The 12,955-nt window shown below is 45.9% G+C and carries 12 protein-coding genes and 1 pseudogene; 7 read left to right on the top strand and 6 right to left on the bottom strand.

Translation table 11 applies throughout. The features are described 5' to 3' along the window. Positions 1-31: 31 nt before the first annotated feature. Entirely contained in the window at positions 32-160 is a 129-nt protein-coding gene (locus tag D0A37_RS21080) for an ATP-binding protein (RefSeq protein WP_242717253.1), read from the top strand. Between the two features lie 86 nt (positions 161-246). On the opposite strand, the gene D0A37_RS21075 is transcribed toward D0A37_RS21080, so the two are convergent. Together D0A37_RS21075 and D0A37_RS21070 are read right to left on the bottom strand one after the other, a co-directional pair. After that, positions 247-2,469 carry a PAS domain-containing sensor histidine kinase gene (locus D0A37_RS21075; RefSeq protein WP_242717251.1) on the bottom strand — a complete coding sequence of 741 codons (2,223 nt, stop codon included), beginning with the start codon at positions 2,467-2,469 and terminating at the stop codon, positions 247-249. A 413-nt stretch (positions 2,470-2,882) separates the two neighbouring features. Further along, entirely contained in the window at positions 2,883-4,361 is a 1,479-nt protein-coding gene (locus D0A37_RS21070; RefSeq protein ID WP_242717249.1) for a leucyl aminopeptidase, read from the bottom strand. Between the two features lie 338 nt (positions 4,362-4,699). Between D0A37_RS21070 and D0A37_RS21065 the strand changes: the two genes are divergently transcribed. Beyond that, positions 4,700-6,901 carry a transglycosylase SLT domain-containing protein gene (locus D0A37_RS21065; protein ID WP_242717247.1) on the top strand — a complete coding sequence of 734 codons (2,202 nt, stop codon included), beginning with the start codon at positions 4,700-4,702 and terminating at the stop codon, positions 6,899-6,901. Between the two features lie 236 nt (positions 6,902-7,137). Here D0A37_RS21065 and D0A37_RS21060 read toward each other — a convergent pair whose 3' ends face one another. Then, a complete protein-coding gene (locus tag D0A37_RS21060) occupies positions 7,138-7,635 on the bottom strand; it encodes a pentapeptide repeat-containing protein (RefSeq protein ID WP_242717245.1) in 498 nt (165 codons plus the stop codon). 109 nt (positions 7,636-7,744) lie between these two features. Between D0A37_RS21060 and D0A37_RS21055 the strand changes: the two genes are divergently transcribed. Then, the gene (locus D0A37_RS21055; RefSeq protein WP_242717244.1) at positions 7,745-8,113 is read left to right on the top strand and encodes a phage holin family protein; all 369 of its coding nucleotides are present in this window, start codon (positions 7,745-7,747) and stop codon (positions 8,111-8,113) included. A gap of 4 nt (positions 8,114-8,117) precedes the next feature. Here D0A37_RS21055 and D0A37_RS21050 read toward each other — a convergent pair whose 3' ends face one another. After that, positions 8,118-8,915 (bottom strand): cobalamin biosynthesis protein, encoded by a 798-nt coding sequence (locus tag D0A37_RS21050; protein WP_242717243.1) that lies wholly within the window; start codon positions 8,913-8,915, stop codon positions 8,118-8,120. Between the two features lie 120 nt (positions 8,916-9,035). Between D0A37_RS21050 and D0A37_RS21045 the strand changes: the two genes are divergently transcribed. Then, entirely contained in the window at positions 9,036-9,398 is a 363-nt protein-coding gene (locus D0A37_RS21045; RefSeq protein WP_242717242.1) for a hypothetical protein, read from the top strand. Positions 9,399-9,448: 50 nt separating this feature from the next. Here the strand turns inward: D0A37_RS21045 and D0A37_RS21040 are convergent. Next, a pseudogene (locus tag D0A37_RS21040) lies at positions 9,449-9,691 on the bottom strand (TetR/AcrR family transcriptional regulator); the annotation flags it as partial. Between the two features lie 75 nt (positions 9,692-9,766). On the opposite strand from D0A37_RS21040, the gene D0A37_RS21035 reads away from it, so the two are divergent. Beyond that, on the top strand, positions 9,767-10,129 hold the full coding sequence (locus D0A37_RS21035) for a hypothetical protein (protein WP_242717241.1): 363 nt from the start codon (positions 9,767-9,769) through the stop codon (positions 10,127-10,129). A gap of 128 nt (positions 10,130-10,257) precedes the next feature. Here the strand turns inward: D0A37_RS21035 and D0A37_RS21030 are convergent, their stop codons facing one another. Continuing rightward, entirely contained in the window at positions 10,258-10,875 is a 618-nt protein-coding gene (locus tag D0A37_RS21030; protein WP_242717240.1) for a TetR/AcrR family transcriptional regulator, read from the bottom strand. A gap of 281 nt (positions 10,876-11,156) precedes the next feature. On the opposite strand from D0A37_RS21030, the gene D0A37_RS21025 reads away from it, so the two are divergent. After that, entirely contained in the window at positions 11,157-12,752 is a 1,596-nt protein-coding gene (locus D0A37_RS21025) for a M16 family metallopeptidase (RefSeq protein WP_242717239.1), read from the top strand. Then, on the top strand, positions 12,730-12,918 hold the full coding sequence (locus D0A37_RS21020) for a hypothetical protein (RefSeq protein ID WP_242717237.1): 189 nt from the start codon (positions 12,730-12,732) through the stop codon (positions 12,916-12,918). Before D0A37_RS21025 ends, D0A37_RS21020 begins: the two co-directional genes overlap by 23 nt. Positions 12,919-12,955 lie beyond the last annotated feature (37 nt).

The following is a 12,955-nucleotide window of genomic DNA, read 5'->3' as shown; positions in this document are numbered from 1 at the left end:
GATATGCGATCATTGATTTACAACTAAAGGTGTGGGTAAAGGCACGGGATTGGGTTTGGCGATCGCACGGCAGATTGTAGTTGAGAAACACTCTGGTATGCTAGAAGTCAACTCAACTTTAGGTCGAGGTACAGAATTTACGATTTCACTGCCATGTTGATTATTACGTTGGTAATTTATAGCCAATTTTTGGATTTTTTTTGAAAAGTGAATTTTTTTTACAGCCTACTTGACAATCGTACTAATTCATAAAGGAATTTCGATCGCAAATTCCGTACCTTCTCCTATGACGGAACGGCAGCTCAAGGCTCCGGCGTGTTTTTCCACCACAATTCGGTAACTAATGGCTAACCCCAAACCGGTGCCTTTTCCCATCGGTTTTGTCGTGAAAAACGGGTCAAACAATCGGCTCCGCACGTCTTCTGTCATGCCGATCGCATTATCGGCAATGCGGATGCAAATACTATTTTCGTTCAGGGCTTCTGTGCGAATGCTAATAGTTGGTTTCCAATCGTCGCCCACCGCCGCAGATCGCCTTTTTTGGTTGCAAGCATCTTCCAAGGCGTCAATACTGTTGCTAAGCAGATTCATAAATACCTGATTTAGCTGACCTGCATAACATTCTATTAAAGGGAGTTGACCGTAATCTTTGATTATTTTTATTTCGGGATAGTCGCCTCGGGCTCGGAGTTTGTTGTGCAATATTAAGAGGGTATTATCTATGCCTTCGTGAAGGTTAGTAGGTTTTTTTACGGAGTCGTCTAAACGCGAGAAGTTTCGCAAACTCAGAACTATTTCGCGAATGCGATCGGCTCCCATTTTCATGGAAGATAATATTTTTACTAAATCTTCTCTCAGAAATTCTAAATCGATATTATCAATACATTGTTGAATTTCTACCACGGGCTGAGGATAGTGTTTTTGGTAAAGTTCCACAAGCTGCAACAAGTCTCTGATATATTGGCTGGCATAGGAAATATTGCCGTAGATAAAACTGACAGGGTTATTAATTTCGTGAGCTACTCCAGCTACCATTTGACCGAGACTTGACATTTTTTCGGTATGAATGAGGTGAGCTTGAGTTTCTCGGAGTTCTTTGAGAGCGATTTCTAGCTGCTGGGCTCTGTTGTTGGCGATCGCCTCAGAGAGCCGCAAAGCATCCTCCGCTGCTTTGCGCTCTGTCATATCAAAAATCGCACCGTTGAGGGATAAAACTTGACCTGCTGCGTTGAAAATGGCTTGACCTTTCTCTGCAACCCACCGCACATTTCCGTCGCAGTGAATCAGGCGATATTCGAGCGTGTAAGGTTGTTTTGTCTTAATAGCCTGGTCGATAATTTTATCGATATACTCAGCGTCTTGGGGATAAACTATACTCGGAAAAGCCTGCACCGGTTTTTGCATAAAGTTAGCTGCGGGATAGCCGGAAATAGCTTCTATGCCACTGCTGATAAAAGTTACGCTCGATCGCCCTGCTGCACTGCAACGGTAAACTGCACCGGGAATGCTCGAAACTAATGACCTAAATTCTTCATCCCTTTCTCGCAAAGTTGCCTCAATCTGCTTGCGTTCGCTAATGTCGCGAGCAAACGCGCACTGATATTCTTTGCCGTTAAATTCCAAATGGTCGATCGTAATTTCTACCGGAAAAATGCGACCGTACTTAGTGAGGTGGTGAACTTCAATATTAACCGAACCGCAGCGTTTTAATACTTTCCAGTGCAAACTCCAAGCAGTTTGGGGAAAATCGGGATTGATGTCGTGCACGGTCATCGAGAGCAATTCAGCGGTAGAATATCCCAATGAAGTGCAAGCAGCGTCGTTGACGTACAAAAATTTACCGTCAGGCCCGATCCAGAATATCGCATCTGCCGATCGGTCGATCGCAAACTGAGTCAGTTGCAACTTTTCCTCAACTCGGTGGCGATCGGCAATTTCTTTTTCTAACTGTTCGTTAAGCGAATTGATATCTAAAGCGCGATCGACAATAGTATCTGAAGGGGAAAAGTTGAGTGATGGTTTTGCCAATTCTCCTTTTTTGATATCATGCGGGTGATGGTTTTTTTCTACCTCTTTTAACGGCAGTTGTTGAAGATTTTCTTTGTGATTTAAACCCGAATCTGCAAGTGCTTTCGGCATGAGAGCGAGAGCGACTGCGGCTAAAAGCAAAGAAATCAAAGCACTTGCAGCTTTGAGAGTTACCGACAGCCAATATATGGAATGCCAAAGCGTCCAAACTTCCGTCAATTTAGCAGCGCCCCAGGCAAAAAAAACAACCGCAAACACCCGGAAAATCTTGCGGTGAGAACCTTGGCGGCTAAAATAAACTAAAGAGAGGGCGATCGAGCAATAAGCCAGTGCCGTCAGCGAATCAAACACCGCGTACAGTCGCAACTCAGGTACCGCGTTGCAGCCGAGTGCGGAAGATACAGCAAGTGGTGAAAAAAAAACTGTTAATTGTTCTTGCATGAAGTTCAAGAAAAAAGTTATCTGTACCAATGCAAATCCGATCAAATCTAATTATTTGATTTTGGCTAGTGAAATATTTACATAATTATATACTTTTTTCATTTTTTATGAAACAGCTATTTTGTAAAGGAATGTCAAAACTGTCTCGGTTAGGCTTTGGGATCGAAGCTTTCCCGAAGTATGAGCCCGAGCGAGCGTCACGGCTCGCAACGCTTACGTTGCTCCCTGTGACGGAATAGATAGGTTTGCCTACTGATTGCTTCAGCAACATTTAAATTTTTAATGATCACTATTAAATTTTCTTTTAGATTACTTATAGCAGTGAGCCAGGGGTTTTTAACCCCTGGCTCACAAATGGACTAGCAGACTTTTAAGGCAGAGAAAATCTCAATTTTTGCGCTCGGAATCCACAATTAAGCGCCGCCCAGCACCCACTGCACCAAAGTCCGAACTCCAAAACCGGTAGCCCCCGGGCCATTGTAGCCATTTTCTTTGTCAGTCCAAACCGTGCCGGCAATATCTAAATGCGCCCAAGCAGTATCCTTCACAAACTGCTTCAAAAATAGCGCCGCCGTAATCGAACCGCCGGGACGTGGGCCTGTGTTTTTCATGTCGGCGTGCAATGCTTTCAAGCCCTCAAAATACTTCTCTTCCATCGGCATCCGCCAAAATTTTTCGCCGGCCAATTCTGAGGCTGCGACTATTTCGGCGGCGACGCTATCTTGAGGACTCCACAAACCCGCGATATCGTCGCCTAAAGCAATTACGCAGGCCCCGGTTAGAGTTGCTAAATCGACAATCGCGTCAACTCCCAATTTATCAGCAAATACCAAAGCATCAGCCAGGGTTAAACGACCTTCAGCGTCGGTATTGTTGACTTCAATTGTTTTGCCGTTGGAAGCTGTAAGGATGTCTCCAGGGCGCATGGCGCGGCCGCTGATCATGTTTTCAGTGACGGCGCTGATAAAGTGAACTTCCACATCGGGTTTGATGTGTCCGATCGCCTTTGCTGCTCCGAAAGTAGCCGCAGCGCCGCCCATATCTACTTTCATCATTTCAATGCCGCTGCCCGCACCTTTGATGTTCAAACCCCCAGAATCAAACGTCAATCCTTTGCCCACAATTGCTATTTTGCGGCGCGGTGTGCCTTCGGGTTTGTAAGTTAAATGGATGAATTTAGGTGGTAAATCTGATGCTAGGGCTACGCCGAGAAAGGCTCCCATGCCTAGTTTTTCGCAGTCTTCCCGCTCCAGTATTTCTAATTCTAAACCGCATTCTGCAGCCAGACTTTGAGCGGTTTCGGCCATGGTAATCGGGGTGACAAAATTTGCCGGCGCTGCGACTAATTCCCGTGCTAAAATGACTCCGGCAGTGATTTGGCGGGCGCGGGCGATCGCACTTTCGGTACCGGCAAAACCGAGCAAATGAATTTGTTCGAGTTGCGGGCTTTTGTCTTCATGTTCCGATTTGAAACGGTTGTCTTGATTCAAGGAAAGTTCTACACCTTCGGCGATCGCGCTTGCTGTAAGATCCGGGGCGTTTTTCCATACCGGAAAGCTAATTCCAAGGGTTTTGCATTTCTCTTTTTTGGCTAACTTGGCGCAAACGCCTGCTGCTTGCCGCACGGTGTCTAATTTTAAGTCCTCTGTTTTGCCCAAACCGACGATCGCAATTTTGCGAATGGGATTATTGCCGCCGACGCGGGTGATGGCGCTAGTACCCACTTTGCCCTTAAAATCTACTTCCAGTAGCAGTTCTTTCAAAGTGCCTGCCAGCTTTTCATCTAATTGTGCCAGCTCGCCCGTGAGTTCCAAGCCATCCTCAAATAGACCAATTGCCAAGGCGTCTCCGGTCCAAACAGAGCGGGGCGTATCGGTGACTAGAAATTCCATGTTTTGATTTACACTTTAGATTTTAGATTTTTGATTGTACTTTGTACTTGGTGGTTTGTCGTTTTTCCTTTGTGCGGGTAAATAGATCGATCGCACAAATTCTTCGCTCCACATCGAAATAAATTCTGCTACTATATCAGCCAAGTCCGCCTGCGATTGGATCTTCCACCCATCTCAATCATCTGTTTGGGGGTCGGCTGTCCCTTTTTGCCCCACTGTTAACATTTATTTCTCGTTGAACAGGCATCCTGCCTGTGATGGCGTGGAACACCCATCCTGCCTGTGATAGCTCTTGACAAACGATCGGTTCTCTATATCTTATTCTCTTAAATTTTCCCATGCTAAAACGACGCCGGGCCCGATTTTCTGTTTTAATCAGCGTTTCAGTTTGCGTTATTGCGATCGGCTCTTTGGTTGCTGTGATGAAATTGATGGGTTTGGGCTCATTCCAGAAGGCCGAGCAGCCCCTAGAGGCAGCCAATTCCGAATCGCAAGTCAAGATGCTGGTGTCGCTGTCACCGAGCGAGCGATCGGCAAAATTAGTTGAACTCGCAGCTACTGAGTCTGCAAGTACAAACTCGCAGCAGCAAATCTCCCCTCAAAGCCGCGCCCGCTACCTGCTTGCCAGCGATTTAATCCAGCAAGGAAATGCCGCCAAAGCATTAAACTTATTGGACAAATTAGAGCAAGAATATCCGGTTTTAGCGGCTCACATTGCCCTAAAAAGAGCGGAAGCCTACCAATTGAGCGGCGACAAAGGCAAAGCCCAAAAAGCTTGGGAGGAACTGCTCAAAAACTATCCAAACGACCCCGTAGCAGCGGAAGCTTTATATGTTTTAGGCAAGTCAAAACCGGAATATTGGCAACAGGCAATTACTGACTTTCCCGCTCATCCCCGCAGTGTAGAAATTGCCCTCCGCAAGTTAAAAGAAAATCCCAATCAGCGGCAGTTGATGCTGCTCGTAGCAAAATACGGTCATTATGTCAAAGACTACGGGACAATTTTGGAACAACTGGTGCAGCGAAACAGCGCCACTTTAAAACCGGAAGATTGGGAAGAAATTGCCTTTGGCTATTGGGAAAAACAAGATTACGGCAAAGGAGCTATTGCTTACGGGAAAGCTCCCCGCAACCCCAAGAATCTTTACCGAAAAGCTCGCGGTTTGTGGCTCGACGGAAAAATCCCGGAATCGAGAATTGCCTATCAAGAATTAGTGCGCCAGTTTCCCGATGCCGAAGATACTGGTATGGGTTTAATTCGGCTATCGCGGCTGAGCGAACCAAAAGAAGCGATCGTTTTGCTCGATCGAGTTATTAGCAAATTCCCCAATTATGCCCCCGAAGCTTTGTTAGATAAATCCCAACTTCTCGACAAAGCACGCAGCGGTCAATCCGCCTCAGATACCCGCAAGTTGCTCTTGACAAAGTACAATAATTCTGATAAAGCAGCCGAATTGCGGTGGACGATCGCCCAGCAGTTTGCCAAAGGCGGAGATTTAAAATCAGCTTGGCAGTGGGCAAGAGAATTAACCACCCACAATCCCGACAGCGAACAAGCTCCAGAAGCAGCATTTTGGGTCGGAAAATGGGCACAGCAACTCGGCCGCCAACAAGACGCCAAGACTGCATTTGAATACACTCTCTTACGTTATCCCGAATCATATTTTGCGTGGCGATCGGCTGTACTTCTCGGCTGGCCCGTAGGCGACTTTACCACAGTCCGAGATTTGTCTCCCAACGTAGTGCGACCACCTCAGCGCCCCGAACCAACCGCCGGTTCTCCTGCGTTGAAAGAACTCTATCAATTAGGTCAAGATAGAGATGCCTGGACGCTATGGCAAGTAGAATTTATCGATCGCGTAGAACCAAGTATTGCGGAACAGTTTACCGACGGTTTAATGCGAGTAGGAGTTGGAGACAATTTAGACGGTTTGTGGATGGTTGGTAGTTTGCGGCAGCGAGACAAACCAGATGATAGAACCCAATACCTCGCTCTGAGACAGCAACCGATTTATTGGCAAGCACTTTATCCTTTTCCTTACTTAGAAACCATTGTCAAATGGTCGCAAGAACGCAAATTAAATCCAGTATTAGTAACAGCATTAATCCGGCAAGAATCGCGGTTTATGCCCGCAATCAAATCCTCAGTTGGCGCCACCGGTTTAATGCAAGTAATGCCGGAAACAGCAGCTTGGGTTGCCGCTCAAATCAGCCTCAAAAAGTATTCATTGGAGAATGTGGACGACAACGTTAAACTCGGTACGTGGTATTTGGATCACACTCACGACGAGTACAAGAATAACTCGATGTTAGCTGTCGCGAGTTATAATGCCGGGCCGACGGCAGTATCAGATTGGTTGAAGAGGTTTAATTTTAGTGATCCGGATGCTTTTGCGGAAAAGATTCCGTTTCCTGAAACGAAAGGATACGTAAAATCGGTGTTTGAGAATTACTGGAATTATCTGCGGATTTACAATCCAGAAGTTAATCAGTTAATGAGTGAGCATTATGCGGCTGCTCAGAAAAAAGCAAAGCCTTAGTAAATTTGGTTGAGGCTGTCAGGAACGGGCCTGAGAACCCGTTCCACAAACAAATTTATTTGTTGTATTTATTGATTGTGGGGTGGGCTTCTAGCCCGCCCTAAACGGGCTCTCCGGCCCGTCCCACAAACAAATTTATTTGTTGTATTTATTGATTGTGGGGTGGGCTTCTAGCCCGCCCTAAACGGGCTCTCCGGCCCGTTCCACAAATTGAAATTATGGAATTATAAAATAAATCAGCGGCATCCCAAGGAATCACGAGTAGAAATCCCTGTTTGAGAATTAATACCGCTGGCTGTTGTGCACAATTCTTTAACTTGTGAGCCGTCCATAATTGCGTCGGTAAAGTCAGCGCCGGTGATATCTACACCCTCAAAAGTAGAACGCAGCAAAATTGTTTCTGCTAAAATTGCATCACTTAAATCGGCCTTAGTAAATTTAACTTGATCTATCATTGCATTAGTTAAATCTGCGCCGTGCAAATTCGCCTGAGTCATCACCGAAGCGCTCATAATTGCTCCCCGCAAATCGGCATTAGAAAAATTAGTCAAGTCCATATTAGCGTTAGAAAACTCAGCGGCCCGCAGCATTTGACCCGAAAAATCGCGTCTTGTTAGTTCGGCGTTGCTAAAGGACAACGGCGGAGCGTAATATTTAGATTGAGCCTGGGCTGGCTGCGGCAGGATGAAGATAGTTAGCGCCAAAAGGAATGCTGCTAGTTGCCGGAGTTTCATAAGTCTGATATTCTCGCAAGGTGGGTATTTCGTAGTGTATCCCGAACTTTAGTCGATCGACTAAACAGTTACAATCTTAATTAATAGTGATGGAGATGGAAAAAAAGATATGGTAAGTTTTTTCTTAACTTGGATAGTAGCAGCGGTTTCGCTAATCATTACCGCTAACATTGTACCAGGTATTGCGGTGGTTAGCTTTCCGGCGGCGATGCTGGCTGCTGTTGTTATCGGATTGGTGAACGCGGTTGTCAGACCGATTCTTACTTTGCTGACGCTGCCTTTGACAATTATTACTTTAGGTTTGTTTTTATTCGTTGTGAATGCAATTTCGCTTTCCCTGGCTTCGTTGTTGGCGGGTGCGTTCAATATCGGCTTTGTGGTTGGCGGTTTTTGGCCGGCTTTGGTGGGTTCCATTGTGTTGTCATTCGTTTCTGGGGTAATTGGTCGATTTGTGAATGCCAATACTTTGTCTCAGTAATACATTATCCCAGATACTCGATCGGGCAAACTGCAACCGCTACTGTTACCGCAGAACCCGCCCTAGCCCCTCCTTGTGAAAGGGGGGGATTTTTGCTGCGAAATATCTGTTTAGGGACTAAAAGCTGTTCACGGGCGGGTAGGATGCCCACCCCACAAGCAGATTGACTCTTGGTGGAACACGCATCTTGGCTGTTGTTGAGAATGGTACAAGACATCCGTTCGATCGCACAAAGTGCCGCAGCTTCTGCTACGCTGGGCGTCCCGACTGCTTTTGCTACAATATTTGAAGGATTGGGGACTTCTACGGAACTTAAAATGTCAGCAGCAAAGGTTTGTAACGGCCAATGTCGCTCTTGACAAAGTTCTAACAATCCGATTTCACCTGCTTTAGTGTCTATTGTAGCAATCCCTGCGATCGCGCTTTCGGCTAAATGATAAGCACGGCATACTTGTTTAATCGCAGTTTCGATTAATTCTCGCCCTGTTCCGCGTTCACAACCTATCCCTATCCACAACACTCTCGGATGCCACTGAACCTTTGGCAAAGCAGATTCCGGCGAAAATCTTCTCTGGGTGAAACTAATCCAAATTCTGGCTTTGATAGTTGATAGATTTTCCCCATCCCAATACAAAGAATGTTTTTCTGGCAGACTGTTTTGCCACAAAGTAGAACCAACTTCTTGAATTACTTCGACAGTTTCCCCTCTAGCAAGAGCGGCCGCCACTCCTGTCCAGTCACCTTCGCCCCGCGTCCAACCGCTGGGAATGTCTAGCATATCTAAAGTAAATTCATCGCTCATTATTCAGTTATCTATTCTGTAGTTTCACTGCGACCGCAATCTTAAAAAAAACTTAACACTCTGTTGACTGATAATTTTGGTATAATTGTAGCGCAAACTACAACAAATGCAACATTTAAGATGGTAGAACTAAATCAGTTACTGTTAGAGTTTGAAAGCAACCTCAAATGGGAAGGAGTGACAAAAGAATGGATAGAGCGCCGGGACAGTTGGGTTAGCGATGTAGCAGCATCAGTTAACATGACATATCTAGCAAAATTGCTAGTTGAATTGGAATCTAACTTGCAGTGGGAATCGGTAGATATTCAGTGGCAAGAGCGTCGGGACCGTTGGGTAGAAGAATGTATGGGAGCATCGATTGTTCAAGAAGTATCAAGTTTATTGTTGGAACTTGAAACCAATACCAATTGGAAATCGGTGACCGAGGAATGGCAGCAGAAGCGCGAGAAATGGGTACAGGAAATGCACAAGTTTAAGGAGTAGTTTTGAGGATTTAGAGCCTGCAAATATGCGTTTCCAGGCTCTAAAATTTCCTAATGACTAATCACTAATTCTTCATCTTTCAGCAAAACCCCATTCAGAAAAATATCTGCGAGTCCTTCAGCCATTTCCTGCATTTGCTGCCGAGAAGCATTCGGCTCCATAATCGTATTTTGACTGAAGGGCGCGACTGCAAACATTCCCAAAAATACCTGAGCGACAATCTTCGGATTCATCTTTGGATAAACTTGTTTTTCCATCGCCGTTTCCCAAAAAGCCTCAGCCACATCGCTCATTATAAAAAACCAACCGTCTAAATCAATAAAATTTGTACAAAAATAGCACAAGCTGGAAACAAGACAAAATTTAATATGGTAGAACTAAACCAATTACTGTTAGAGTTTCAAGCTCACCTAAACTGGGACGCAGTGACGGAAAAATGGAAAGAACGTCGCAACTGTTGGATGAGCGAGGTGTCAGCAGCAAGTGACGAAAAACACCTAGCCAAATTGCTAGTTGAATTAGAATCAAATTTTCAGCGAGAAGCGGTACAAAGTCTCTGGAAAATGATCCGTGAAAGTTGGGTAGAAGAATGTCATATAGCATCGACGTTGGAAGAAGTATCGAGTCTATTGCTGGAACTTGAAAGCAATACAACTTGGGAAGTAGTGACGGATGAATGGCAGGATAATCGGGAGAAGTGGGTGCAAAAGATGTACGAGTTTATAGAGTAACTGGTGATTGTGATTGTGATTGTGATTGTGATTGTGATTGGTTGGTGGTGATTGGTTATAATAATCAATCACCACTAACGCACAAATAACAACCAACAAATGACTAATGACCAATAACTAATGACTAATTATTCATCTTTCTGTAAAACCCCATTCAGAAAAATATCTGCGAGTCCTTCAGCCATTTCCTGCATTTCCTGCGGTGAAGCATTCGGCTCCATAATTGTATTTTGACTGAAACCTGCAACTGCAAACATTCCCAAAAATACCTGAGCGACAATCTTTGGATTCATCTTCCGATAAACTCCTTTTTCCATCGCCGTTTCAAAAAAAGCCTCAGCAACATCGCTCATTTTTCCGATGACTTCCAACTGAATTCTGTCGCGCAAATCCGGGTGAAATTGCGCCTCCAAAAAACACACCCGCATCATGTCGCTATTCTCGCGGATATTCAGCATCCGTCGCCGCATCACCTGAGCCACTGCTTTGTAACTGCCCATCTCGCTCAATTCGGTCAGCAAATCTGTCAGCAACTCCACCCATCCTTCCGTCGCTACCTCAATCAAAATCGCTTTTTTATTATCAAAATGCCGAAATAGCGTACCCTCTGCCACCCCCGACGCCGCGGCTAAATCGCGAGTTGTCGTGCCGTCGTATCCGCTGCGGGCAAACAAGCGCTGAGCGGCTTGTAAAATCCGCTTCTTGGTTTCTGTTTCAGAAGGAGGAGACTGATTAAAAATTCGCATGGCTTTGCAATCGGTAATTGGCGACTTGTAACTACGGGTTCGGGACTGAAGGGCTAAATAATGTTAAGTTTTAAGTTGTGCGCGGCTTTAATCCCAAACTTAAAACTCCTCGCCGGGCCCCAGACCCTTTTTGAAATTTGCTGTATCAGCCTAACATCTGGGACGCAACAGATCGCTTATGCCTCCAAAAATCTTTATCCTTAAAAAAGAATCTCTGGCCGCCGGGCACAAACATTTTTTGTTTGACAATCCAAAATCTAAAATCAAAAATCAAAAATCGAATGACCCCGCAGTTCCAAAAACCCCGTGAAGCGAAGCTATCCCGTAGGGAATCGCCCGATCGCCAAACTCGATTCATCGCCTCCCTGCTGGCCGCTGTACTGCTGTGGTGGGGCATTTCTCCCGAAATCGCCCTCGCCCGCCCCAACCCCGCTAGCGGCTCCCAAACAGTCTCTGTTCAACCATCGCTCGATCGAGTAATCAGCCAAGTCAGCGAATTTAAGCTCGACAACGGCATGAAATTCATCGTACTCGAAAGGCCCAAAGCGCCCGTAGCATCGTTTCTGATTCACGCCGATGTGGGCGGCGCAAACGAACCCGACGGTCAAACCGGTGTCGCTCACTATCTCGAACATTTAGCCTTCAAAGGCACGCCCAAAATCGGCACTACCGACTACCAAGCCGAAAAGCCGCTGCTAGAAAAACAAGACCAACTCTTCGAGCAAATGCAAGCAGCCAAGGCCAGCGGCAAAACTGAAGCAGTCGCCCAATTAAAAGCAGAATTTGACAAAGTTGAAGCCGAAGCTTCGCAATTTGTCAAGCGCAATGAACTCGGCAAAATAGTGGAACAAGCAGGTGGAGTGGGACTAAATGCCGCTACTTCCACCGACGCCACAATGTATTTTTACAGCCTCCCAGCTAATAAGTTAGAAATGTGGATGTCGCTGGAATCCGAGCGATTTCTAGAACCAGTATTTCGGGAATTTTACAAAGAAAAACAGGTAATTTTAGAAGAGCGCAGGCTGCGAACCGAGAATTCTCCGATCGGACAAATGGTGGAACTTTTTGCTAACAAAGCTTTCTCTGCTCATCCCTACCGCCGCCCCGTAATTGGCTACAGTGAAGACATTAAAAACCTCACGCGCAGCAACGTGCAGAAGTTTTTCGAGACTCACTACGTCCCCAGCAAGCTGACTGTGGCTGTGGTAGGAGACGTGAAAGCTTCGGAGGTGAAGCGACTCGCTCAAATTTATTTCGGCCGTTACAAGGCGAAACCAGCCCCTCCCGAATTGCAGATTGTCGAACCTCCCCAAACGCAAACTAAGGAAGTCACGCTGCAATTAAAAACTCAACCTTGGTATTTGGAAGGATACCACAAACCGGCGATGAATCATCCCGACAATGCGATTTATGAAATGATTGGTTCTTTGCTCAGCGATGGCCGCACTTCTCGGCTTTACAAATCTTTGGTAGAAGAGCAGCAATTGGCGCTGGCGGCTCAAGGTTTCAGCGGTTATCCGGGGGAAAAGTATCCGAATTTGATGTTATTTTACGCTCAAACTGCTCCGGGCCGCACGGTTGATGAAGTAGCTGCTGCTTTGAGCAAGGAAATAGAGCGCCTGAAAACAGAGCCGGTTTCTGCTTTGGAATTGGAGCGAGTGAAAACTCAGGCGAGAGCCGATTTATTGCGATCGCTCAATTCTAATATGGGCATGGCATTTGCGCTGGTGGACTATCAAGTAAAAACTGGTTCGTGGCAAAATTTGTTCAAGGAATTGGATGCGATCGCGGCTGTTACTCCCGCTGACATTCAGCGTGTCGCTCAGGCCACTTTCCGCCCGGAAAATCGCACGATTGGTAAGCTTTTGCCACTGTAAGAAGAAGGAAGAAGGAAGAAGGAAGAAGGAAGGAGGAAGAAGGAAGAAGGAAGAAGGAAGAAGGAAGAAGGAAGAAGGAAGGAGGAAAACTCGTTTCCCGACTCTGCCCATTCCTGACAACTTAAGACTAAAACCCATAATAAATGTCGCTTTTATTCGAGTCTAGATCCCCCTAAATCCCCCTTAAAAAGGGGGACTTTGAG

The organism is Microcoleus vaginatus HSN003 (assembly GCF_022701255.1).
GTDB classification, from domain to species: Bacteria; Cyanobacteriota; Cyanobacteriia; order Cyanobacteriales; family Microcoleaceae; genus Microcoleus; species Microcoleus vaginatus_B.
Note: the sequence above shows the minus strand (reverse complement) of the source record. Positions and strands in the feature narration are given on the sequence as shown.